The organism is Corynebacterium guangdongense (assembly GCF_030408915.1).
Classification (GTDB): domain Bacteria; phylum Actinomycetota; class Actinomycetes; order Mycobacteriales; family Mycobacteriaceae; genus Corynebacterium; species Corynebacterium guangdongense.
Genome location: NZ_CP047654.1, coordinates 501,198 through 522,324 on the forward strand (window position 1 = coordinate 501,198; position 21,127 = coordinate 522,324).

Below are 21,127 nucleotides of genomic sequence, written 5' to 3' on the forward strand. Positions count from 1 at the left end.
GTGTTATGCGTCGGGAATCCAACAACCCGCCGCCTGTCCGCAGGTAGCGGGGGAGTTGTGATCATCATCGGCAGGGCCCCGAAAAAGAGCCCCCATATTTTTGTGTTTCCGAACGGTTTCACACGGGTATGGAGCCCCCGCGGGCCCGCTGATGATCACGACGCCGCACTCAATCACGAGCGGGTGGAACGGTGCCGTCAGGCAGCCGCTCCACCCAGACACGAAAGAGATTCATGCCAACTATTCAGCAGCTGGTCCGCAAGGGCCGCCACACCAAGAAGGCTACGACTGCAACCGCAGCCCTGAAGGGCTCCCCGCAGCGTCGCGGCGTGTGCACCCGCGTGTACACCACCACCCCGAAGAAGCCGAACTCCGCTCTGCGTAAGGTCGCCCGTGTACGTCTGACCAGCGGTATCGAGGTTTCCGCCTACATCCCGGGCGAGGGCCACAACCTGCAGGAGCACTCCATGGTGCTCGTCCGCGGTGGTCGTGTGAAGGACCTCCCGGGTGTCCGCTACAAGATCGTCCGCGGCGCGCTGGATACCCAGGGCGTCAAGGATCGTAAGCAGGCCCGTTCCCGCTACGGCGCAAAGAAGGGACAGTAATAACCCATGCGTAAGAATGCTGCACCGAAGCGTCCCGTCGTCAAGGATCCGGTTTACGAGTCTGAGCTCGTGACCCAGCTGGTCAACAAGGTCCTGCTGGACGGCAAGAAGTCCACCGCCGAGCGCATCGTCTACGGTGCCCTCGAGAAGTGCCGCGAGAAGACCGGCACCGAGCCGGTCGGCACCCTCGAGAAGGCCCTGGGCAACATCCGTCCGGACCTCGAGGTCCGTTCCCGCCGTGTCGGTGGCGCCACCTACCAGGTCCCGGTTGAGGTCAAGCCGGGTCGTTCCAACACCCTCGCACTGCGCTGGATGGTCACCTTCTCCCGCGCCCGTCGCGAGAACACCATGGTTGAGCGTCTCGCCAACGAGATCCTCGACGCCTCCAATGGCCTTGGCGCATCCGTCAAGCGTCGCGAGGACATGCACAAGATGGCTGAGGCCAACCGCGCCTTCGCCCACTACCGCTGGTAGTCACTGGTCGTCATGGATCATCTGCCCGGTCGTTGCTGCTGTATCCCCAGTCGGTTCGTCGTGTCGTCATCGACTCGACGGGTCCGGCCGGCGGGGCAGTCGCACGACCGGGTTTTTGTTGCCCGCGGTCACTCCTGGTGACCGTGTGACGACCACAAGCCGCTGCTGACAGGTGGCCACTGCGGGGTGTATTCTCCATCAGTGCTGCCAAGGTCACGCATCAGTGGCACAATTGACCGGAAACTATCCATAATCCGACGCCTCCGAGCGCCCGCACACCGGCGCAGGACAGACGTCGACAACCTACAAGTTGGGGTAAGACTGTGGCACAAGAAGTGCTTAAGGATCTGAACAAGGTCCGCAACATCGGCATCATGGCCCACATCGATGCTGGTAAGACCACCACCACCGAGCGCATCCTGTTCTACACGGGCATCAACCGCAAGGTCGGCGAGACCCACGACGGCGGCGCGACCACCGACTGGATGGAGCAGGAGCAGGAGCGTGGCATCACGATCACCTCCGCGGCCGTCACCTGTTTCTGGAACGGCAACCAGGTCAACATCATTGACACCCCGGGTCACGTGGACTTCACCGTCGAGGTCGAGCGCTCCCTGCGTGTCCTGGACGGCGCTGTCGCAGTCTTCGACGGCAAGGAAGGCGTCGAGCCGCAGTCCGAGCAGGTCTGGCGTCAGGCCGCCAAGTACGACGTCCCGCGTATCTGCTTCGTCAACAAGATGGACAAGCTGGGCGCCGACTTCTTCTTCACCGTCGGCACCATCGAGGATCGTCTGGGTGCCAAGCCGCTGGTCATGCAGCTGCCGATCGGCGCTGAGGACGACTTCAACGGCGTCGTCGACCTGCTGACCATGAAGGCCCACGTCTGGGAGGGCAAGGTCGAGGTCGGTGCCGAGGCTGACATCCAGGAGATCCCGGCGGATCTGCAGGAGAAGGCGGAGGAGTACCGCGAGAAGCTCGTCGAGACCGTCGCCGAGTCCGACGAGGAGCTCATGGAGAAGTTCTTCGGCGGCGAGGAGCTCACCGTCGAGGAGCTCAAGGCCGGCATCCGCAAGATGGTCGTCAACTCCGAGATCTACCCGGTCTTCTGTGGCACCGCCTACCGCAACAAGGGCATCCAGCCGCTGCTGGACGCCGTCGTCGATTACCTGCCGAACCCGCTGGACATCGGCGAGGTTCACGGCGTTGCGGTCAACAACCCGGAGGAGGACCTGGTCCGCAAGCCCTCCATCTCCGAGCCGTTCTCGGCTCTGGCGTTCAAGATTGCCGTCCACCCGTTCTTCGGCAAGCTGACCTACGTCCGCGTCTACTCCGGCCAGGTCAAGCCGGGCGACCAGGTGCAGAACTCCACCAAGGGCAAGAAGGAGCGCGTCGGCAAGCTCTTCCAGATGCACGCGAACAAGGAGAACCCGGTCGAGGAAGCAGTCGCCGGCAACATCTACGCGTTCATCGGTCTCAAGGACACCACCACCGGTGACACCCTGTGTGACCCGGCCAACCCGATCATCCTGGAGTCCATGGACTTCCCGGATCCGGTCATCCAGGTCGCCATCGAGCCGAAGACCAAGTCCGACCAGGAGAAGCTGGGCACCGCGATCCAGAAGCTCTCCGAGGAGGACCCGACCTTCACCGTCCGCCTGGACGAGGAGTCCGGCCAGACCGTCATCGGCGGCATGGGCGAGCTGCACCTCGACGTCCTGGTCGACCGCATGAAGCGCGAGTTCAAGGTCGAGGCGAACATCGGTAACCCGCAGGTCGCCTACCGCGAGACGATCCGCAAGGCCGTCGAGCACGTGGACTACACCCACAAGAAGCAGACCGGTGGTTCCGGCCAGTTCGCTAAGGTCATCGTCTCCATCGAGCCGTACAACCCGACGGCGGAGGAGCTGGAGGAGGGCGACGATCCGAACTACAAGTTCGTCAACGCCGTCACCGGCGGCCGCGTGCCGAAGGAGTACATCCCCTCCGTCGACGCCGGCATCAAGGACGCCATGCAGTACGGCTACGTCGCCGGCTACCCGCTGGTCAACATCAAGGCCACCCTCGAGGACGGCGCCTACCACGACGTCGACTCCTCGGAGATGGCGTTCAAGCTGGCCGGCTCCCAGGCCCTGAAGGTCGCCCTCGAGAAGGCCAAGCCGGTCCTGCTCGAGCCGATCATGGCCGTCGAGGTCACCACTCCGGAGGAGTACATGGGCACCGTCAACGGTGACCTGAACTCCCGTCGTGGCCAGGTCTACGCCATGGACGACCGCCACGGCGCCAAGATCGTCCGCGCCAAGGTGCCGCTGTCCGAGATGTTCGGCTACATCGGCGACCTGCGCTCCAGCACCGCCGGCCGCGCGAACTTCTCCATGGTCTTCGACTCCTACGCCGAGGTCCCGAAGTCGGTTTCCGAGGAGATCATCGCCGAGCGCACCGGCAACGCCTAAGCGTTAGGCACCACACTTCCGTCGTCGCCCAGTCTCCGGCCGGGGCGCAGTGCCTGCCCCGTCCGGAGGCGGCGGCGGAGTGGCAGGGTAGCGGTCTGCTGAGTTCCCACCCCTAGTGCGGTGGGCGCTGAGTTGGCCGTTACCCTGTGAGAAGGTCCGCGGTTCTTGTCGGCCCGGATCCGGTCTTACCGGGTTTGAAAATCGGCCGTCATAAATCTAGGATCGTGTAACTGGCACTAAGTAATATTCGCGCGCGCGACACTCCAAGGAACGCGTGTGCGAGTACCTGTCAAACACCAAGTGGCTGCGAAAGTCGTAGCCACCATGAAGTCCAGGAGGACATACAGTGGCAAAGGCGAAGTTCGAGCGTACGAAGCCGCACGTCAACATCGGCACCATTGGTCACGTCGACCACGGCAAGACCACCACCACGGCTGCCATCACCAAGGTGCTGGCTGACGCCTACCCGGAGGAGAACAAGGCCTTCGCCTTCGACTCCATCGACAAGGCTCCGGAAGAGCGCGAGCGTGGCATCACGATCAACATCTCCCACGTTGAGTACAACACCCCGAAGCGCCACTACGCACACGTTGACGCCCCGGGCCACGCCGACTACATCAAGAACATGATCACCGGCGCTGCTCAGATGGACGGCGCCATCCTGGTCGTCGCCGCTACCGATGGTCCGATGCCGCAGACCCGCGAGCACGTCCTTCTGGCTCGCCAGGTCGGCGTCCCGTACATCCTCGTTGCCCTGAACAAGTGCGACATGGTTGACGATGAGGAAATCATCGAGCTCGTCGAGATGGAGGTCCGCGAGCTGCTGGCTTCCCAGGACTACGACGAGGATGCCCCGATCGTCCACATCTCCGCCCTGGGCGCCCTCAACGGCGAGCAGAAGTGGGTTGACTCCGTTCTCGAGCTCATGGAGGCCTGCGACAACTCCATCCCGGATCCGGAGCGCGAGACCGACATGCCGTTCCTGATGCCGGTCGAGGACATCTTCACCATCTCCGGCCGTGGCACCGTCGTCACCGGTCGTGTCGAGCGTGGCGTCCTGAACGTCAACGACGAGGTCGAGATCATCGGCATCAAGGAGAAGGCGTCCAAGACGACCGTCACCTCCATCGAGATGTTCAACAAGTTCCTCGATTCCGCTGAGGCCGGCGACAACGCAGCTCTGCTGCTCCGCGGCACCAAGCGCGAAGAGGTTGAGCGCGGCCAGGTCATCATCAAGCCGGGCGCTTACACCCCGCACAAGAAGTTCGAGGGCTCCGTCTACGTCCTGTCCAAGGACGAGGGCGGCCGCCACACCCCGTTCTTCGACAACTACCGTCCGCAGTTCTACTTCCGCACCACCGACGTCACCGGCGTCGTGAAGCTGCCGGAGGGCACCGAGATGGTCATGCCGGGCGACAACGTCGAGATGTCCGTCGAGCTGATCCAGCCGGTCGCCATGGACGAGGGCCTGCGCTTCGCTATCCGCGAGGGCTCCCGCACCGTCGGCGCTGGTCGCGTCACCAAGATCGTCGAGTAATTCACTCGCCTGATCTGAGACGACTCAGCATCACCTGAAGGCGCTGCCTCTCCCACTCGGGAGAGGCGGCGCCTTCGGTCTTTTCCGGTTCATTAGAGTGGAGCCCATCATGAAGGATCCGACGCGAATCCCGCGCGTGCTCGACGCGCTCCGCCAGGTCTGGGAGGGACAGCCGGACCTTGAACTCGCCGCACTGTGGGGCGTCATCGGAAACCACGGCGTCGGCTGGGGCACCGACGACGAGGCGCTGCTGGCCGTGCTCGGGGAGATGTCGGCGACGTACCCGGCCCGGCTTGACGACGCCTCCTTCCCCGGCCGACTGGCCATCATCGACACCCAGTCACCTGCGCGGCGAATCACCGTCGACGGCGACACCCGGCGGGTAAGCGTGCGCGCCCGCTCCGGGGACCTGGTCCCGGCGACGTGGCTGGCCTCCTCGCTGAAGACCGTCGTGGCCAGCGCCCCACTGATCCTCACCGACGGCAACGGCATCGACCACCGGCTGGGCGTGGTGGAGCGGATTCATGTCGTCGACAAGCCCGTGCCCGGAGCCGGCGGCACCTGGGGTGTCCTCCTGGAACGCGAGGCCGGCCAGGGAACGGATTTCGCGGTCATCGGCCATGGCGTGCGCATCTTCCGGGCAGGGCGGCGCAGCGTGGACACCGAGAACCACAGCTTCGACCGCCTCCTCCGCGTGGAGGTCGGCCAGCCGCTGCAGATCGAGCACGCCCGGCGGGTGAGCAGCCTCGGCGTGGTGGCGGAGATCTTCCCGCTGGACGTCTAGCCCGGGGCCACCGGGTTGAGCTGGAGGAGGTAGCGCGTGTCGAGGTCCAGGCCCGGGACCGCGGCGTGGAAGTCCCGGTCCGCCTCCTCGATCGCGTCGAGCAGGCTGCGCAGGCGCACCTCGGGGGAGGCGTGGACCGCGGTCGTGACGACGTGGCGGCCCCGGTCCATGCGGGTGGCGGTGTCCACGCCGGTGATGTCGGCATGGCGCCTGATCTGGGTTCCCGTGGCCCTGGCCAGCTGGCTGACCGAGAGCGTCAGCTGCCCCGCCTCGCCGCTCTCGCCGGCGGTGAGCCGGTTGAAGGTGTGTGCGCGCAGGTTGGCGACCAGTAGCCACAGGCCGCACACCAGCCCGGCGATGACCACCAGGAGGAGGACGGCGGGATACCAGGGCGACGCCAGGACGCCCTCGACGGCGTCGAGACTGAGGTATCCGCTCAGCCTGTCGCCCATGGGGTGGTCGAGGGCCCACAGCAGGGCCCAGCCGCCCGCGCCGAGGCCGAGCAGGCCCAGGAGCCCGACCAGGAGACGGTCGATGAGGGAGAGCCGGTGACTCACGCCGCACCTCCCGCCGGGGGCAGCATCGCGTCGTCCTCGACGGTGTCCCGGAGCACGATCCGCACGCGGAACGCCTCGCCGAACACGGGGCGGACGGCGTCGGTGATTTCCTGCCGGAGCCGTTCGCGGGCGGCGTCGTCGGGGTTGAGCATTTCCGCGGTGACGGTGACGCTGTCGTTCTTCGCCAGTGAGGAGGCCGAGACCACGCCGGGGAAGCGTTTCGCGGTGGCGGTCGTGTACCTGGCGACGTCGACCCGGCGGACCCAGACGGCGCTGCGGGTGCCGGCCAGCGCCCGGTGGGCGCGCCGCCGCGGCGTCACGGCCGCCAGGAGGAAGGCCAGCCCGAGGGCCACCGCCGCCGCGCCGGCCGCCCCGACCCAGCGGGGGTCCGGCGCCCGGAACACGCCGACGGCGCGCCCGAGCCAGGGCTGCCACCCCTCGGGTCGGAGATAGTGGACGGTCAGCTCCCGGGCGGCGATCAGGGCCACGGTGATCAGCGCCAGCGCCAGGAGCACCGCGAACCACCGGGCCCGGGGAGAGGCGGCTGGGGCGCGCCCGCGGCGCCGCTGCTCAGCGGACACGTCGCCCTCCCTGCCGCGCGGTCGGGGTGAACCGCACGCCGCGCACGTAGACGGGCGTCAGCGGGCGGGGCCGACGCAGGACGATCGGGGGTGCGGGGACGTCGGGAATCGTTACCGGGCGTAGCGGGGCGACGGGCGGCAGCTGCACAGGCCGCAGCGGCGCCGCCAGGGGCGTGCGCACCGGGCGCAGCCGGGGCGTCGGCGGGCGAGCCACCTCCCGCAGCGGGGCGGGGCGGGGCGCAGGGACGGGCGTCAGCGGGCGCGGGGGGCGGGTCTCCGGGACGCGGACCCGGAGGGGGCGCGCCGTGACGGGTGAGACCACCGGGCCGGCCCGCCGGACCTGAACGGGGCGCAGGGCGGGGGAGTCGGGCGCCCGGGCCACCTCCGTGGCGTGGACGCGGCGGCCGGCGTCGACGGCCTGCTCCACGGTGACGTTGACCTGGGTACAGCGCAGGCCGGTGAGGGCGGTGACCCACGAGCTGATGCTGCGCTGCACCCGGGCGGCGACGTCGGTGGCCGGCGAGGGCCAGGCCACCGCGATGAAACTGGAGACCTGGACGACGCCGGCCAGCTGGTCGCTGCGGACCTCGCAGCGCGGGTAGCTGCGGGTGCCGATGTCCGCCCAGGAGCTGGTGACCGTGACCACTCCCGGCACCGAGGAGGCCGCGGCGTTGACCACCTTGGTCAGGGCCTTGTCCGAGAAACGAGTCCGGCCCGTCACCCGCGACCACCGCGCCCGGCCGTGAGGTTCTGGAGCAGGGCGCGCAGGTCAATCAGACCCTCCAACTGCGCGCCGGTCACGCCGCCGATCAGGGTGAAGAAGAGCGCCCACGCGAATCCGGCCAGCCCGCCGAGAATCACGGCGAAGGCGAAAGCCAGGCCGACGGCGACGCCGATGACGGTCATGTTCTTCATGGGGTGCTCCTGGTGGCGGTCACGGCGTCGGCGAGGACGAGCGTGACCGGAAGATTGGTGTGGGCCGCGGCGAGGGCGCGCAGGCGGCGGGAGAACGCGTGCAGGTCGGCGCCCAGCCCCAGCGCCTGCAGATCGAGGACGACGTGGACCTCCAGGCCCAGGGCGTCGTCACGCCCGCGCGCCAGGCGCAGGCCCGGCACCCGCTCGCCCGGGTAGAGCAACGCGACCTGTCCGTGGGCGCCGGCGGCGAGCCCGTCGACGCCGGGGACGGCCGAGACCGCCGCGGCCAGGGCACGCGCCTGCTCGAGGGGGATCGGCTCGGGAAGGGACATGGAAACCCGGCCCTACTGGACCCGGGCGGCCGGGGTCTCCGGCTGATCGTCCGGAAGCGGCGCCTGCTGGCGGGCGAGCGCGTCGTCCTGCTCCTGGTGGAGGTGGATGTCGGTGACGGTGACGTTGACCTCGGTGACCTCCAGGCCCGTCATCCGCTCGATGGAGCGGATGATGTTGGCCCGGATGGCCTCGGCCAGTTCGTGGATGGCGACGCCGTACTCCGCCACGATGGACAGGTCGACGGCGGCCTGCTTCTCGCCGACCTCGACGTTGACGCCCTGCTGCACGTTCTCGGAGCCGACGAAGGTGCCGCGCAGGGACCCCATGACGCGGGCCGCACCGCCGCCGAGGGCGTAGACGCCGGAGACTTCGCGGGCGGCCAGGCCGGCGATCTTGCCGACGACGATGTCCTCAATGACGGTGCGGCCGGCGCCGGTGTCCCGGGTGCCGGAGGGGGTGTCGTTGGGGACTGGGGTCTCGGTGTTCTCGACCACGGCAGGGTTCCTTTCGTCGGCGGTGCTGATGTTTCCAGGTTAATCAAGAAACGGGATGGTGCAGCGGGCGCCCGGAGAAGCTCCTGGCCAGGTGTCCGGAAATCCCCACGCAAATCACATGAATGTGAACATGAATGTGAGCGCACTAGCGCACACCGGGCCAGAAAAAAATTTGCAGTTGGGCGGCGGGGCGTGGTTTAATACGTGGGTTGCTTCAACACAACGTGATCGTCCGCGCGCGGTTAACCCGCAACCAGTCGAGAGCGGTGCTGGTGGAGTAAACATGACACCTTCGCGTGGCTTTAGACGCCCTGCCCTCCAGGTAGGTCGAAAGCTACAGAAGGCTTCGTTGAGATAACGGAGTCTTGGGCGTAAGGCGCATGGCAAATAAACAGCGGCAGTACGGATAAAGACTTCAGTCCGGGATCGTGTCTACACGCCCGCGGACTCTTCCTTCCGAGCTTTGGCACACACGGGTCTTGTACCCCGTCAAGGAGCAATCAGTGCGCGGTTTATCGGCCGTCGCCGGAACTCCCGGATTCGTGTCATGGCAGTCAGTCAACTAAGACACTGGCGTTGTGCACATGGGCTATCGCCTGGACAACGTTATAAGTAATCGAAAAGCGAACCCCACCGCTGACATCAACGTCACGTGGGGAAGCGAGGAAGAGGATAAGCGTGGCGGGACAAAAGATCCGCATTCGGCTGAAGGCCTACGACCACGAGGCAATCGACGCTTCTGCAAAGAAGATCGTTGAGACTGTCACCCGCACGGGTGCTCGTGTTGTCGGCCCGGTGCCGCTGCCCACCGAGAAGAACGTGTACGCCGTTATTCGTTCTCCCCACAAGTACAAGGATTCTCGCGAGCACTTCGAGATGCGCACTCACAAGCGCCTCATCGACATTCTCGACCCGACCCCGAAGACCGTTGACGCCCTCATGCGCATCGATCTGCCGGCCAGCGTCGACGTGAACATCCAGTAATCACGAGCTACTTGCGGAGAACTAATAATGACTAACGAGATCAAGGGCATTCTGGGCACCAAGCTCGGCATGACCCAGGTCTTCGACGAGGACAACCGGGTCATCCCGGTCACCGTCGTCGAGGCTGGGCCGTGCGTGGTCACCCAGATTCGTACCACTGAGACCGATGGCTACAACGCCATCCAGATCGCATTCGGCGAGATTGACCCGCGTAAGGTCAACAAGCCGCAGTCCGGCCACTTCAAGAAGGCCGGCGTCACCCCCCGCCGTCACGTTACCGAGATTCGTATGGACGATGTCTCCGGCTACGAGATCGGCCAGGAACTGACCGTCGACATCTTCGAGGGCGAGTCCTTCGTCGACGTCACCGGCACCACCAAGGGCCACGGCTACGCCGGCGCGATGAAGCGTCACGGCTTCGCCGGCCAGGGCGCCGCCCACGGTAACCAGGCGTCCCACCGACGCGTCGGTTCCATCGGCATGTCCGCCACCCCGGGTCGCGTCTTCAAGGGCACCCGTATGGCGGGCCGCATGGGTGGCACCAAGGTGACCACCCAGAACCTGAAGATTCAGAAGATCGACGCCGACTCCAACATCCTCCTGGTCAAGGGCGCAATCCCGGGTGCCAAGGGTGGAGTCGTCACCGTCAAGACCGCAGTGAAGGGCGGTGCACACGCATGAGCAACCTTAAGCTCGATGTCCTGACCGCCGAGGGCAAGACCAACGGTTCCGTTGATCTGCCGGCGGAAATCTTTGACCGCGAGGCATCTGTCGCACTGATGCACCAGGTTGTCACCGCACAGCTGGCCGGAGCGCGTCAGGGTACCCACAAGACCAAGACCCGTGCAGAGGTCTCCGGCGGCGGCCGCAAGCCGTTCAAGCAGAAGGGCACCGGTCGCGCCCGCCAGGGTTCGATCCGCGCGCCGCACTACACCGGCGGCGGCATCGTCCACGGTCCGCAGCCGCGTGACTACTCGCAGCGCACCCCGAAGAAGATGATCAAGGCCGCCCTGTTCGGCGCCCTGACCGATCGTGCCCGCAACGAGCGCATCCACGTCGTGGAGGAGCTCGTCCCGGGTCAGAACCCGTCCACCAAGTCGGCTCGCAAGTTCATCGAGACCATCACTGACCGCAAGTCCGTGCTGCTCGTCGTTGAGCGCGAGGACCTGAACGCACGTCGCAGCGCCAACAACCTGCCGAACGTTCACATCCTCGAGCCGTCCCAGCTGAACACTTACGACGTCCTCAACTCGGACGACGTCGTGTTCTCCGTGGCGGCCCTGCACACCTTCGTCGGCCGCGCCGGCAACGCTGCACAGGAGAAGGAGGAGAACTAATGGCTCAGAACGCTAACCCGCGCGACATCATCCTCGCACCGGTCGTTTCCGAGAAGTCCTACGGACTCATGGAGCAGGACGTCTACACGTTCCTGGTCTCCCCGGACTCCAACAAGACCCAGATCAAGATCGCCATCGAAGAGATCTTCGGCGTCAAGGTCGCGTCCGTCAACACTGCCAACCGCCAGGGCAAGCGCAAGCGCTCCCGCACCGGTTTCGGCAAGCGTAAGGACACCAAGCGCGCCTACGTCACTCTTCGCGAGGGCAGCGACTCCATCGACATCTTCGGCGGCTCCGCCGTCTAAGGGTCAGTAAGGAACAACTATGGCTATTCGTAAGTACAAGCCGACAACTCCGGGTCGCCGCGCCAGCTCTGTCTCCGAGTTCAGCGAGATCACTCGCTCCACTCCGGAGAAGAGCCTGCTGCGCCCGCTCCCGAAGACCGGTGGTCGCAACACCCACGGTCACATCACCACCCGTCACCGCGGTGGTGGACACAAGCGCCGTTACCGCGTCATCGACTTCCGTCGCAACGACAAGGACGGCATCCTGGCCAAGGTCGCTCACATCGAGTACGACCCGAACCGCACCGCCAACATTGCGCTGCTGCACTACTTCGACGGCGAGAAGCGCTACATCGTGGCGCCGAAGGGCCTGAAGCAGGGCCAGATCCTCGAGTCCGGCGCCGGCGCCGACATCAAGGTCGGCAACAACCTGCCGCTGCGCAACATCCCGACCGGTACCACGATTCACAACGTGGAGCTCAAGCCGGGTGCAGGCGCCAAGCTGGCTCGTTCCGCCGGCGCCTCCATCCAGCTGCTGGGCAAGGAGCACGGTTACGCTGTCCTGCGTATGCCGTCCTCCGAGATCCGTCGCGTCGACATCAACTGCCGCGCCACCGTTGGCGAGGTCGGCAACGCCGACCAGATCAACATCCGCTGGGGCAAGGCCGGCCGTATGCGCTGGAAGGGCTGGCGTCCGACCGTCCGCGGTGTCGTCATGAACCCGGTCGACCACCCGCACGGTGGTGGCGAGGGCAAGACCTCGGGTGGTCGCCACCCGGTGTCGCCGTGGGGCCAGAAGGAAGGCCGCACCCGCAACCCGAACCGCTACTCGAACAAGATGATCGTGCGACGTCGTCGCCCGAACAAGAAGCGCTAAGAGGAGGTAACCCGCTATGCCACGTAGCCTGAAGAAGGGCCCGTTCGTCGATGAGCACCTCCTCAACAAGGTTGATGCTCAGAACGAGGCCGGCACCAAGCAGGTAATCAAGACCTGGTCTCGCCGTTCCACCATTCTCCCCGATTTCATCGGCCACACCTTCGCCGTCCACGACGGTCGCAAGCATGTCCCGGTGTTCATCGACGAGTCCATGGTCGGCCATAAGCTCGGTGAGTTCGCACCCACCAAGACCTTCAAGGGTCACATCAAGGACCAGAAGGGACGTCGATAAGCGATGAGTGAAGCAATCACTTCCGCCCGCGCGACGGCCCGTTTCGTCCGCATCTCCCCGATGAAGGCCCGCCGCGTCATCGACCTCGTCCGCGGCAAGTCCGTCGCCGAGGCCCTGGCCATCCTGAAGTACGCCCCGCAGGGCGCGTCCGAGCAGGTCGCCAAGATCGTCGCGTCCGCAGCCGCCAACGCGGAGAACAACTTCGGCCTGGATCCGCGCACCCTGGTCATCTCCGAGGCTTACGCCAACGAGGGCCCGACCATGCGTCGCTTCCAGCCGCGCGCTCAGGGTCGTGCATTCCAGATCCGCAAGCGTACGAGCCACATCACCGTGGTCGTCGAGAGCCAGCAGGAAGGGGCCAAGTAATGGGCCAGAAGATTCATCCTCACGGCCTCCGTCTGGGCATCACTTCCGACTGGAAGTCCCACTGGTTCGCCGAGAAGAACTACGCAGAGTACGTCGCCGAGGACATCAAGATCCGCGACTTCCTCTCCAAGGGCCTCGACCGCGCCGGCATCGCCGACGTCGTCATCGAGCGCACCCGTGACCGCGTCCGCGTCGACATCCACACCGCCCGCCCGGGCATCGTGATCGGTCGTCGCGGTGCTGAGGCCGACCGCATCCGCCGCGAGCTCGAGAAGCTCACCGGCAAGATGGTCGCCCTCAACATCCTCGAGGTCAAGAACATCGACGCCAACGCGACCCTGGTCGCGCAGTCCGTCGCCGAGCAGCTGGTCAACCGTGTCGCGTTCCGTCGCGCCATGCGTAAGGCCATCCAGTCCGCCATGCGTCAGCCGCAGGTCAAGGGCATCAAGATCGTCACCTCCGGTCGTCTGGGCGGTGCCGACATGGGCCGCGTCGAGCGCTACCACGAGGGTCGCGTTCCCCTGCACACCCTGCGCGCCGAGATCGACTACGGCACCGCTGAGGCTGCCACCACCTTCGGTCGCATCGGCGTCAAGGTCTGGATCTACAAGGGCGACGTCGTCGGCGGCGTCCGCGAGTCCGAGCTGAACGCTCCGTCCGATCGTCGTGGTCGTGGTGACCGCGACCGTCGTCCGCGTCGTGGCGGCCAGCGTCGCCCGCGCGCCGAGAAGAAGGAGGGCTAAGAACTCATGCTTATCCCTAAGCGCGTCAAGTACCGTCGCCAGCACCGTCCGACCCGTTCGGGCATGTCCAAGGGCGGCAACACCATTCAGTACGGTGACTTCGCCATCCAGGCTCTCGAGCCGGCGTACATCACCAACCGTCAGATCGAGGCGTCCCGTATCGCCATCAACCGCCACGTCAAGCGTGGTGGCAAGGTCTGGATCAACATCTTCCCGGATCGTCCGCTGACCCAGAAGCCGCTCGGCGTGCGTATGGGTTCCGGTAAGGGCCCGGTCGAGAAGTGGGTCGCTAACGTCAAGCCGGGCCGCATCCTCTTCGAGATGTCCTACCCGGATGAGGCAACCGCCGTTGAGGCTCTGCGTCGCGCAGCTCAGAAGCTGCCGTGCAAGGTCCGCATCATCAAGAAGGAGGACCAGTACTAATGGCTGCCGGTACCCCCGCATCCGAGTTCCGTGAACTCTCCAACGAGGACCTGAACGCCCGCCTGGCTGACGCCAAGGAAGAGCTGTTCAACCTCCGCTTCCAGCTGGCCACTGGTCAGCTGACCAACAACCGCCGCATCGGCACCGTCAAGCGCGACATCGCCCGTCTGCTCACCGTTCTGCGTGAGCGCGAGCTGGGTCTGTCCGCAGTTCCGGGAGCTGATCAGTAATGAGCGAGGCTAACGTGACTGAGACCAACGCTGACGAGCGTGGCGCACGTAAGGTGCGCACCGGCATCGTCGTGTCCGACAAGATGGACAAGACCATCGTCGTTGAGATCGAGGACCGCAAGCGTCACACGCTGTACGGCAAGATCATGCGCCAGACCACCAAGGTCAAGGCACACGATGAGGAAGGCATCGCCGGCATCGGCGACCGCGTCCGCATCCAGGAGACCCGTCCGCTGTCCAAGGACAAGCACCACGAGCTCGTCGAGATCGTGGAGAAGGCCAAGTAAGCACTAGCTTGCCGCCTCAGGACTTCACCTGAAGAAGCGACCCCACCGGATTAATTCCGGTGGGGTCGCTCCAGTTTCCGATACTTCCTGCCCGAGCTGCTGCTCAACAGCACCGGAACCAAACGCAGCGAGGAGGTGGAGCACTCCCTGGCGGATACGCTGGACCAGATGACCATCGCGGTGGAGGCCGGCCTCGGCTTCGACGCCGCGATGGCGCGCGCGGCCCACAACGGGAAGGGCGCGCTGGCGCAGGAGCTCGCCCGCACCCTGCAGGACATCCAGATCGGCCGCTCGCGTCGACAAGCCTTCGAGGGCCTGGCGCAACGCACGACGGTGGTGGACCTGCGGCGCTTCGTCCGGGCGGTCATTCAGGCGGACCAGTACGGCATCTCCGTCGCGCAGGTGCTGCGCACGCAGGCCAACGAGATGCGGCTCAAGCGCCGGCAGCGGGCCGAGGCCAAGGCACAGCAGCTGCCCGTCAAGGTGCTGGCGCCGGTCATGCTGTGCATCCTGCCGGTGCTGTTCATCGTCATCATGGGGCCGGCCGTGATGAGCATGGTGGAGGTGTTTTCCGAGCTGTGAGCGTCCTCGTCACTGTCCTCGCGGCGGGGCTGGCCGCAGTCGCCGCCGAACTGCTCTCCGGCCAGCTCCGCACGTACATTCCGCAGCCGGCGGGGTGGGTGCGGTCGCGGCCCCACGTGCTGCTCGCGGCCCTGGCGGGCGCCGGCGCCGCCGTACTGGCCGAGGGCTGGGGCGAGCTGATCGCCTTCACCGCGGCCGCGGTGGGTGGTGCGCTGCTGGTCGTCATCGACCTGGCGGTGCACCGGCTGCCGGACCGCATCGTCGGGGCGACCCTGCTGGCGCTCTTGGGTGGACTGCTGGTCGCGGCCGCCGGGGGAGAAACCGGGTGGGAGCAGTGGGGCCGGGCCCTGCTGGCCGGAGCGGCCCTGTTCGGCGGGTACTTCCTGCTCGCCTGGATAGCGCCTGCGGGACTGGGCCTGGGCGACGTGAAATTCGCCGCGGTGATCGGCGTCTTCCTCGGCTGGTTCGGCTGGCAGCAGGTGGCGGCGGGGACGCTGCTCGCCTTCGCCTTCAACGCCGTCGTCGCCGTCGGGGTGCTGGTGAGCAGGCGCGGCGGACGCGGCACGGACATCCCCTTCGGCCCCTGGATGGTCGCCGGGGCCGTGGCCGCGGTCATTCTCCTCGGCAGCTGAGCCACCCGCGGGGGCCCCGGAAAACCCGAGGAGCCCTGGGCGCCATGGCTCCTCGGGGTGGTCCTACGCCCGGCGGCGACGCAGTGCGAGCACCGCGGCGCCGAGGACGGACATCAGGGCCAGGGCCGCCAGGGCGCGCGGGAGGGTGTTGCTGCCGGTCTCGGCGGCCATGCCGCGCTGGGCGACGGCGACGTTCGGCGAGTTCTCCGGGGTGCTCCCGGGAATGGACTCCGTGTCTGCCTGGACCTCAGCGCCTGCCGGTACAACCCCGGCGTCCGCCCCGGCCCCGGCTCCGGCGGACTGCGCCGCGATGGCCTGCTCGGTGACCTCGGCGGCGTTGTTGTTCAGCATCTGCTCGGAGGCGGCCTTCTCCTCCTCGGAGGGGACGGCGCCGGCGCGGGACTGCTCGGTGACGTAGGTCTGGCCGTCCTGGTTGAGGTACCAGGCGGTGCCGCCGATGACCAGGGCCGCGGGCAGCAGGATGCCGGCCACGTCGGAGATGTTCGAGGAACCCGAGCTGCCGTCGGCTCCCTCGGAGCTGCGCAGCCGGTCACTCCGGAGCGAGTCACCCCCGAGCCCCTCGCCGCCGTTGGCCCGGTCCTCCTCGATGATCGCCGCGTTCGAGGCGATCTCCTCCTCGAGCTCGGGGGTGAGCTCGGCCTCGGCGTCGGCCTGCTCGGAGACCCAGCCGCCGGACTGGTGCCGGTAGTAGGTGGTGTCGTCGAGGGTGATGTAGACGTCGGCCGTGGTGCCGGAGGAACCCTCGGCGCCGCTGCTGCGCCCCTGATCCGCGCCGGACTGCTGGACGTTGAGGTTGGTTGGTGCGGCGAGGGCGGCCGGGGCGGTGCCGAGGGCCAGGGCGCCGGAGACGGTCAGGGCGGTGAGGGTCAGGCGGTAACGCGTCATGATGTTCTCCTCGACTCGAAATGTTCGGGGCGTGGCATCTCGTGGGTGTCACGGAGGCAATATTCAACACTCTAATCACTTGAGTAACACTCCACCTGGGAAAACAGGGCGCCTGCGCCGCTTGCCCGCAACGCTTCCTCCTCCCCGGCGCGCCGGCTGCCCACGTTTGTCCAGTACCCCGCGCCGGCGGGTGCAACCAGGGCCCGACCGGGCGCCGCCGGGCCCTCACCCCTGATCGGGGGAGGGCTTAAGCGCCGGGCTCGAAACCCGGATACGGGGGCGGGTAAGCGGGTTCGCCGTCCGCGCCAGCCTCAGCCCCGGCGGGGGATTCCTCGACCACGCCCAGGTACTGCCAGCCGACGACGGCGTTGCGCGCCGCGACGGCCAGGGGGTTGGCGGGCTGGATGCAGCTGATGGTCAGCAGCCGCCCCGGGGTCGCGGAGTCGCCCCACACCTCGGGGTCCTGGGCGAGCCCCTCCTTGGCGGGATCGTGCAGGTCGGTGGCCTCGTAGACCAGCCACCGCGCCCCGGAGGCCTCGGTGCGCAGGTAGAGCCGCTCGCCCAGGCTGACGGTGTGCCGGTCGTTGGCGCCGTCGTAGAGCTCGTCGAAGACGGCGCTGAGGCCGGCCCCGGTGTGCCCGGCGACGACGACGAGATCCGCCGCGTCGGAGGCGGGCAGGGAATAGGGGCGGTCCGCGGCGGTGTAGGTGCAGGCCCGGCTCAGCGAGGCCGGATCGATCGCCCCGTCCCGCACCCGGCAGGGGCCCTCCTCGAAGGCGGCGACCAGCTCGATCGAGGGAATCCACATCTCCACCGCCGGACTGGCGGCGACCTGCGCGGCCGCGTCGACGGCGCTCCGCTCGGGGCGGAGATTCTCCGGCGGGGCGGGGGCGGGCTGCATGCCGAGCAGAATCAGGGCGGTGAGGACGACGCCGATGAGCGCCCGCAGCGGGAGGCTCGTCCAGAGCAGCCGCCCCGCGCGCCCGAACACGGAGGACGCAGGGGGCGACCCGCTGCGCCGCCCCCTGCGCTCTCGCGCCGTGCGTGTGTCCACGAGTGCACTCCCCGGGCCGATGAATCACAGGACTGTCCTCCCAGTATAAGACCCGCTTATCGACGCCCGTAGGCCAGCGAGGCCGCCTCGCGGAACTGTGCGTGGCGCTCGCGGACCTCGAGCAGCGGCCGCTCGACGTGCCGGGCGGACTCCTCGGCGACGTGTCGGCGGACCCCGCGGCGGGTGCGCCGCTTCACGCTGGCCCCGATGAGGCCGCCGAAGACCCCGGTGACCATGCCCAGGACGAGGCCCAGCAGGAGCCCGCCGAGGATGAGCAGCGTCGGGATCGGCCAGCCGTGGGTCTCGGGGATGATGTCGTCGCCGAGCAGGGGGGCGAGCGCGCCCGGCAGGAAGGCGGCGACCAGGTACCAGCCCACGCCGACCAGCGCCCCGAGCAGCGCCAGCCACTGGATCACGGTGACCACGGACCAGGCCCGGGAGGGCTCGGCGGGCAGGGTCGTGCGGGCGACGGCGCGGTCGAGCAGCTCCGGGACCTCGACGGCGACGGCCTCGGCCCGCTCGCTGAGCACCTCGCCCCACGCGGGCGGCAGGTCGGAGCCGAGGCGTTCGGCGTAGGTGCGCACGGCCTTGTTGGCCACGGCGGTGGCCGAGGCGCTGATCGCCGGGCGGGAGGAGTGGTGCACCCCGGTCTCGTCGGCGGCCTCGGTCAGGCCGAGGCGGCGCAGGGGATCGGCGCGGAGCCGGCCGATCCAGGAGGTCAGCAGCCACCCGGTGCGCCGGCCCAGGCGGCGTCGATAGGCGGCGGCGGTGACCTCGGCGACGCCCTCGGCGCCGGCGGCCCGGGCCAGCGCCTCGTCGAGCTGCTTCTTCGCGTCCCTCGGGGCGTCCCGCGTGGCCGGCGCGTCGAGGAGATCCGCGGTGACCGCCTCGATGTCGGCCTCGATGCGGGCCTGCGCGGCCTGTCGGCCGGCGGCGACCTTCGAGATCGCGCCCCGCAGCGCCTCGATCCCGGCGCCGGTGGCAGCTGAGGTCGCCACGACCTTGACCCCGCTCAGCCCGTCGTCGTGGAGCAGCTGGCCGAGGTGATGGGTGACGTCTACGACCTCCTCCGGGGCGAGCCGGTCGGACTTGTTGAGTACGGCCAGCGTGACCGCGGCATGGCGCGCGTGCGGGCGGATGAACTCGTCGTGGATGACGGCGTCAGCGTACTTCTCCGGGTCGGTGACCCACACCAGGACGTCGACCTGGCCGGCGAGCTTTTCCGCGATGACGCGGTTGGCGGCCTCGACGGAGTCGAAGTCGGGCAGGTCGAGCAGGATGAGCGGGCCGGCCTTGGGGGAGAAGTCGCCCTCGCGGGGGCGGCGATCCTCGACGCCGAGCCAGTCCAGCAGGGCGGCGGAACCGTCCGGGTGCCAGACCGCGGCCAGGGGAGAGGAGGTCGTCGGACGCCGGGCGGCGGCCAGACCCAGGTCCTCGCCGACGACGGCGTTGAACAGGGAGGTCTTGCCGGAGCCGGTGGCGCCGAAGAAGCCGACGACGGTGTGGGTGTCGGAGAGCTCGCGGCGCTCGGTGGCGGAGGCGGCTACGCGGCGCAGCTCGGCGAGCCGGTGCCCGGGCAGGATCCCCTCGGCCAGATCGGCGGCGGCGGCCAGGGCCTCGAGGCGTTCGGGGAGGGTGGCTTTGCGCAGTCGCATCACTGGCCCGCCTTCCGGTTGGCATGCTCGAGGGCGGCGGTGGTGGCGTCGCGCAGCTCGACGGAACCGGCGCCGGCGAGGAGCCCGCCGGTGATCTGCTCGTAGCGCTCCGCCTCCCCGGCGAGGAAGGCGTCGAGGCGGACGGACAGGTCTTCGCGGGCGCGGGCGGCCATGCGACGGACGTTGTCCTCGCCGAAGACCGTCTCGAGCAGGCGCTGGGCGATGACCGCCGAGCCGCCGGCGATGGCCAGTTCGCCGCCGGTCAGCCCCGCGGTGGAGGCGAAGACGACGAGCATGAGCGCCACCGTCAGGACGTTGAGGCCCAGGGACATGAGGCGGGCGCGCTGGCGTTTGTCGCCGGCGGTCTCCTGGATGGTGCTCACCAGGTTCGCCTGCCAGGCGCGGATGAGCGCGGCGGCCTCCTCGGAGGCGTGGGCGCCGGCGCGGGCCAGTGAGGGATCAGCGGCCCCGCGCAGGGTGGGGGCCAGGGAGCCGAGGGACTGCCAGGAGCGGGCGGCGGCCGTGTCGGCGGCGTCGACGATGACGGCGTGGAGGCCGGATTCGATCTCCTCCTTGACCTCCTCGGCCGGTTCCGGCCGGCCGCGCAGGGCGTTGCCGATCCGGTCGAGCGTCCGGGAGAACCAACTCTCGATGCTGCGCATGACGTCCGAGGTGCCGACGACGTCCTGCCAGCGCTGCAGGACTTCCGTGCGCAGGAGGTTGCCGTCGCTGGTGGCGTCGATGACGGCCTCGTGGGCGGCGGCGTAGTGCTCGTCCACGGCGGCCTGGATCTGGCCGGCCAGCTCCTCGTCCCGGGCGCGGGCCAACGCCAGGGCGTCGATGCGCGACGTCAGCGTGGTCAGCGCCCCGACCAGGGTGCGCCCAGCCACCTGGCGGCGGGCGGCCGTGTCCCGGGCCAGGTGCTGCAGATGATCGCGCAGCCCGGCGACCATCGCCGGGGGAAGTTCCCCGTCGATGTGTCCGGCGTCGGGGACGAGGAAGAGTTCGGCGTCGGCAAGCCCCTGCTCCGCCATCATGCGGCGCAGGTCCTCGGGGACGGTCGCGGCGGCGTCGTCGTCGACGCGGTTGAGGACGACGACCACGGCCAGGTCGCGGGCGGCGGCGTCCCCGAGGAAATTCCACACCACCTGGTCCGCGTAGCGCGAGGGCGTGGTCACGAACATCCACAGGTCGGCGGCGGCGAGCAGCTGGCTGGAGAGTTCGCGGTTGGCCTCGGCGACGGAATCGAAGTCGGGGGCGTCGAGAAGCGCCAGGCCCGGGGTGAGGTTTTCCGAGGTCGCCAGGCGCAGGGAGCTTGTCGACGTCGGATCCCCGGCCGGGCCCCGCTCCCGGGACAACTCCGGCAGGATGCGGGTGGAGGCGAACCAGGGCAGGTCGTCCGGGTGGGCGACGAGGACCGGCTGGCGGGTGGTCGGGCGGATGACGCCGGGCGTGGTGATCGCCTCGCCGATCAGCGCGTTGACCAGCGTGGACTTACCCGAGCCGGTGGAGCCGCCGGTCACCGCCAGCAGGGGCGCATCGAGGTTGGCGAGCCGGGGGAGGATGTAGTCGTCGAGCTGGCGCACGACGGCGACGCGTTCCCTGGCGGCGACGGCGTCGGTCGGGAACGACAGGTCTGCGACGGTGGTGCGCAGGGTGTCGAGGGGATCGGGAATCGCGACGGTCACCCTCCCCATTGTGGCAGAAGGGCCATGGGCCTGACGACGGTTGGCGTTGAGGTGTCT

The 21,127-nt window shown here is 68.1% G+C and carries 28 protein-coding genes; 18 read left to right on the top strand and 10 right to left on the bottom strand.

Annotated elements, in window-relative coordinates:
- The first annotated feature begins 233 nt into the window (after window positions 1-233).
- The 5 genes from rpsL to CGUA_RS02405 all read left to right on the top strand — a co-directional run bounded on the left by rpsL (window position 234) and on the right by CGUA_RS02405 (window position 5,850).
- A complete protein-coding gene (rpsL, locus tag CGUA_RS02385) occupies window positions 234-605 on the top strand; it encodes a 30S ribosomal protein S12 (RefSeq protein WP_290197330.1) in 372 nt (123 codons plus the stop codon).
- A 6-nt stretch (window positions 606-611) separates the two neighbouring features.
- Window positions 612-1,079, top strand: coding sequence for a 30S ribosomal protein S7 (gene rpsG / locus CGUA_RS02390; protein ID WP_290197332.1), 468 nt, complete (start codon window positions 612-614; stop codon window positions 1,077-1,079).
- A gap of 323 nt (window positions 1,080-1,402) precedes the next feature.
- The gene (gene fusA, locus CGUA_RS02395) at window positions 1,403-3,529 is read left to right on the top strand and encodes an elongation factor G (RefSeq protein WP_290197334.1); all 2,127 of its coding nucleotides are present in this window, start codon (window positions 1,403-1,405) and stop codon (window positions 3,527-3,529) included.
- A gap of 346 nt (window positions 3,530-3,875) precedes the next feature.
- Window positions 3,876-5,066 (top strand): elongation factor Tu, encoded by a 1,191-nt coding sequence (gene tuf / locus CGUA_RS02400; RefSeq protein WP_290197336.1) that lies wholly within the window; start codon window positions 3,876-3,878, stop codon window positions 5,064-5,066.
- A gap of 109 nt (window positions 5,067-5,175) precedes the next feature.
- A complete protein-coding gene (locus CGUA_RS02405; RefSeq protein WP_290197338.1) occupies window positions 5,176-5,850 on the top strand; it encodes a hypothetical protein in 675 nt (224 codons plus the stop codon).
- Here the strand turns inward: CGUA_RS02405 and CGUA_RS02410 are convergent.
- From CGUA_RS02410 to CGUA_RS02435, 6 genes are read right to left on the bottom strand one after another with little or no spacing between them, the layout of a single operon-like run.
- Window positions 5,847-6,407, bottom strand: a complete 561-nt coding sequence (locus CGUA_RS02410; protein WP_290197340.1) for a hypothetical protein — start codon at window positions 6,405-6,407, stop codon at window positions 5,847-5,849. The genes CGUA_RS02405 and CGUA_RS02410 overlap by 4 nt on opposite strands.
- Window positions 6,404-6,988 (bottom strand): DUF6286 domain-containing protein, encoded by a 585-nt coding sequence (locus CGUA_RS02415; RefSeq protein WP_290197342.1) that lies wholly within the window; start codon window positions 6,986-6,988, stop codon window positions 6,404-6,406. The genes CGUA_RS02410 and CGUA_RS02415 overlap by 4 nt, the downstream gene beginning before the upstream one ends.
- A complete protein-coding gene (locus CGUA_RS02420; RefSeq protein WP_290197344.1) occupies window positions 6,978-7,709 on the bottom strand; it encodes an Asp23/Gls24 family envelope stress response protein in 732 nt (243 codons plus the stop codon). Before CGUA_RS02420 ends, CGUA_RS02415 begins: the two co-directional genes overlap by 11 nt.
- A complete protein-coding gene (locus tag CGUA_RS02425) occupies window positions 7,706-7,903 on the bottom strand; it encodes a hypothetical protein (protein ID WP_290197346.1) in 198 nt (65 codons plus the stop codon). The genes CGUA_RS02420 and CGUA_RS02425 overlap by 4 nt, the downstream gene beginning before the upstream one ends.
- Window positions 7,900-8,235 carry a hypothetical protein gene (locus tag CGUA_RS02430; protein ID WP_290197348.1) on the bottom strand — a complete coding sequence of 112 codons (336 nt, stop codon included), beginning with the start codon at window positions 8,233-8,235 and terminating at the stop codon, window positions 7,900-7,902. Before CGUA_RS02430 ends, CGUA_RS02425 begins: the two co-directional genes overlap by 4 nt.
- Window positions 8,236-8,247: 12 nt before the next feature.
- On the bottom strand, window positions 8,248-8,730 hold the full coding sequence (locus tag CGUA_RS02435; RefSeq protein ID WP_290197350.1) for an Asp23/Gls24 family envelope stress response protein: 483 nt from the start codon (window positions 8,728-8,730) through the stop codon (window positions 8,248-8,250).
- A 678-nt stretch (window positions 8,731-9,408) separates the two neighbouring features.
- Here CGUA_RS02435 and rpsJ point away from each other — a divergent pair.
- The 13 genes from rpsJ to CGUA_RS02500 all read left to right on the top strand — a co-directional run bounded on the left by rpsJ (window position 9,409) and on the right by CGUA_RS02500 (window position 15,767).
- Complete coding sequence (gene rpsJ, locus CGUA_RS02440; protein WP_003848085.1) at window positions 9,409-9,714, top strand: 30S ribosomal protein S10; 306 nt, start codon at window positions 9,409-9,411, stop codon at window positions 9,712-9,714.
- Window positions 9,715-9,738: 24 nt separating this feature from the next.
- Window positions 9,739-10,395, top strand: a complete 657-nt coding sequence (gene rplC, locus CGUA_RS02445) for a 50S ribosomal protein L3 (RefSeq protein WP_290198296.1) — start codon at window positions 9,739-9,741, stop codon at window positions 10,393-10,395.
- Window positions 10,392-11,051 (top strand): 50S ribosomal protein L4, encoded by a 660-nt coding sequence (rplD, locus tag CGUA_RS02450; RefSeq protein WP_290197352.1) that lies wholly within the window; start codon window positions 10,392-10,394, stop codon window positions 11,049-11,051. Before rplC ends, rplD begins: the two co-directional genes overlap by 4 nt.
- Entirely contained in the window at window positions 11,051-11,356 is a 306-nt protein-coding gene (gene rplW, locus CGUA_RS02455; RefSeq protein WP_290197354.1) for a 50S ribosomal protein L23, read from the top strand. The genes rplD and rplW overlap by 1 nt, the downstream gene beginning before the upstream one ends.
- A 19-nt stretch (window positions 11,357-11,375) precedes the next feature.
- On the top strand, window positions 11,376-12,212 hold the full coding sequence (gene rplB / locus CGUA_RS02460) for a 50S ribosomal protein L2 (protein WP_290197356.1): 837 nt from the start codon (window positions 11,376-11,378) through the stop codon (window positions 12,210-12,212).
- Window positions 12,213-12,228: 16 nt separating this feature from the next.
- Window positions 12,229-12,504, top strand: coding sequence for a 30S ribosomal protein S19 (gene rpsS / locus CGUA_RS02465; protein ID WP_290197358.1), 276 nt, complete (start codon window positions 12,229-12,231; stop codon window positions 12,502-12,504).
- A 3-nt stretch (window positions 12,505-12,507) separates the two neighbouring features.
- Window positions 12,508-12,870 carry a 50S ribosomal protein L22 gene (rplV, locus tag CGUA_RS02470; RefSeq protein WP_290197360.1) on the top strand — a complete coding sequence of 121 codons (363 nt, stop codon included), beginning with the start codon at window positions 12,508-12,510 and terminating at the stop codon, window positions 12,868-12,870.
- Entirely contained in the window at window positions 12,870-13,613 is a 744-nt protein-coding gene (gene rpsC / locus CGUA_RS02475; protein WP_290197362.1) for a 30S ribosomal protein S3, read from the top strand. Before rplV ends, rpsC begins: the two co-directional genes overlap by 1 nt.
- 6 nt (window positions 13,614-13,619) lie before the next feature.
- A complete protein-coding gene (gene rplP / locus CGUA_RS02480; protein WP_290197364.1) occupies window positions 13,620-14,036 on the top strand; it encodes a 50S ribosomal protein L16 in 417 nt (138 codons plus the stop codon).
- Window positions 14,036-14,266, top strand: a complete 231-nt coding sequence (rpmC, locus tag CGUA_RS02485; protein ID WP_290197366.1) for a 50S ribosomal protein L29 — start codon at window positions 14,036-14,038, stop codon at window positions 14,264-14,266. The genes rplP and rpmC overlap by 1 nt, the downstream gene beginning before the upstream one ends.
- Window positions 14,266-14,553: a 30S ribosomal protein S17 gene (gene rpsQ, locus CGUA_RS02490; protein ID WP_290197368.1), complete on the top strand. Its 288-nt coding sequence runs from the start codon at window positions 14,266-14,268 to the stop codon at window positions 14,551-14,553. The genes rpmC and rpsQ overlap by 1 nt, the downstream gene beginning before the upstream one ends.
- A gap of 168 nt (window positions 14,554-14,721) precedes the next feature.
- On the top strand, window positions 14,722-15,135 hold the full coding sequence (locus CGUA_RS02495; protein WP_290197370.1) for a type II secretion system F family protein: 414 nt from the start codon (window positions 14,722-14,724) through the stop codon (window positions 15,133-15,135).
- On the top strand, window positions 15,132-15,767 hold the full coding sequence (locus tag CGUA_RS02500) for a prepilin peptidase (protein ID WP_290197372.1): 636 nt from the start codon (window positions 15,132-15,134) through the stop codon (window positions 15,765-15,767). Before CGUA_RS02495 ends, CGUA_RS02500 begins: the two co-directional genes overlap by 4 nt.
- Window positions 15,768-15,830: 63 nt before the next feature.
- Here CGUA_RS02500 and CGUA_RS02505 read toward each other — a convergent pair whose 3' ends face one another.
- From CGUA_RS02505 to CGUA_RS02520, 4 genes are all read right to left on the bottom strand, one after another.
- Entirely contained in the window at window positions 15,831-16,673 is an 843-nt protein-coding gene (locus CGUA_RS02505) for a hypothetical protein (RefSeq protein ID WP_290197374.1), read from the bottom strand.
- A 247-nt stretch (window positions 16,674-16,920) separates the two neighbouring features.
- Window positions 16,921-17,727 carry a hypothetical protein gene (locus tag CGUA_RS02510; RefSeq protein WP_290197376.1) on the bottom strand — a complete coding sequence of 269 codons (807 nt, stop codon included), beginning with the start codon at window positions 17,725-17,727 and terminating at the stop codon, window positions 16,921-16,923.
- Between the two features lie 56 nt (window positions 17,728-17,783).
- A complete protein-coding gene (locus CGUA_RS02515; RefSeq protein ID WP_290197378.1) occupies window positions 17,784-19,382 on the bottom strand; it encodes a GTPase in 1,599 nt (532 codons plus the stop codon).
- Window positions 19,382-21,079 carry a GTPase family protein gene (locus tag CGUA_RS02520; protein WP_374725018.1) on the bottom strand — a complete coding sequence of 566 codons (1,698 nt, stop codon included), beginning with the start codon at window positions 21,077-21,079 and terminating at the stop codon, window positions 19,382-19,384. The genes CGUA_RS02515 and CGUA_RS02520 overlap by 1 nt, the downstream gene beginning before the upstream one ends.
- Window positions 21,080-21,127: the final 48 nt, after the last annotated feature.

Excerpts from the sequence above, each read along its gene's own strand:
- rpsL (WP_290197330.1), top strand. The coding sequence starts at position 234 with ATGCCAACTATTCAGCAGCTGGTCCGCAAGGGCCGCCACACCAAGAAG.
- rpsG (WP_290197332.1), top strand. The coding sequence starts at position 612 with ATGCGTAAGAATGCTGCACCGAAGCGTCCCGTCGTCAAGGATCCGGTT.
- CGUA_RS02405 (WP_290197338.1), top strand. The coding sequence starts at position 5,176 with ATGAAGGATCCGACGCGAATCCCGCGCGTGCTCGACGCGCTCCGCCAG.
- CGUA_RS02425 (WP_290197346.1), bottom strand. The coding sequence starts at position 7,903 with ATGAAGAACATGACCGTCATCGGCGTCGCCGTCGGCCTGGCTTTCGCC.
- CGUA_RS02430 (WP_290197348.1), bottom strand. The coding sequence starts at position 8,235 with ATGTCCCTTCCCGAGCCGATCCCCCTCGAGCAGGCGCGTGCCCTGGCC.
- rplD (WP_290197352.1), top strand. The coding sequence starts at position 10,392 with ATGAGCAACCTTAAGCTCGATGTCCTGACCGCCGAGGGCAAGACCAAC.
- rplW (WP_290197354.1), top strand. The coding sequence starts at position 11,051 with ATGGCTCAGAACGCTAACCCGCGCGACATCATCCTCGCACCGGTCGTT.
- rplB (WP_290197356.1), top strand. The coding sequence starts at position 11,376 with ATGGCTATTCGTAAGTACAAGCCGACAACTCCGGGTCGCCGCGCCAGC.
- rpsS (WP_290197358.1), top strand. The coding sequence starts at position 12,229 with ATGCCACGTAGCCTGAAGAAGGGCCCGTTCGTCGATGAGCACCTCCTC.
- rplV (WP_290197360.1), top strand. The coding sequence starts at position 12,508 with ATGAGTGAAGCAATCACTTCCGCCCGCGCGACGGCCCGTTTCGTCCGC.
- rpsC (WP_290197362.1), top strand. The coding sequence starts at position 12,870 with ATGGGCCAGAAGATTCATCCTCACGGCCTCCGTCTGGGCATCACTTCC.
- rplP (WP_290197364.1), top strand. The coding sequence starts at position 13,620 with ATGCTTATCCCTAAGCGCGTCAAGTACCGTCGCCAGCACCGTCCGACC.
- rpmC (WP_290197366.1), top strand. The coding sequence starts at position 14,036 with ATGGCTGCCGGTACCCCCGCATCCGAGTTCCGTGAACTCTCCAACGAG.
- rpsQ (WP_290197368.1), top strand. The coding sequence starts at position 14,266 with ATGAGCGAGGCTAACGTGACTGAGACCAACGCTGACGAGCGTGGCGCA.
- CGUA_RS02495 (WP_290197370.1), top strand. The coding sequence starts at position 14,722 with ATGACCATCGCGGTGGAGGCCGGCCTCGGCTTCGACGCCGCGATGGCG.
- CGUA_RS02505 (WP_290197374.1), bottom strand. The coding sequence starts at position 16,673 with ATGACGCGTTACCGCCTGACCCTCACCGCCCTGACCGTCTCCGGCGCC.
- CGUA_RS02515 (WP_290197378.1), bottom strand. The coding sequence starts at position 19,382 with ATGCGACTGCGCAAAGCCACCCTCCCCGAACGCCTCGAGGCCCTGGCC.
- CGUA_RS02520 (WP_374725018.1), bottom strand. The coding sequence starts at position 21,079 with ATGGGGAGGGTGACCGTCGCGATTCCCGATCCCCTCGACACCCTGCGC.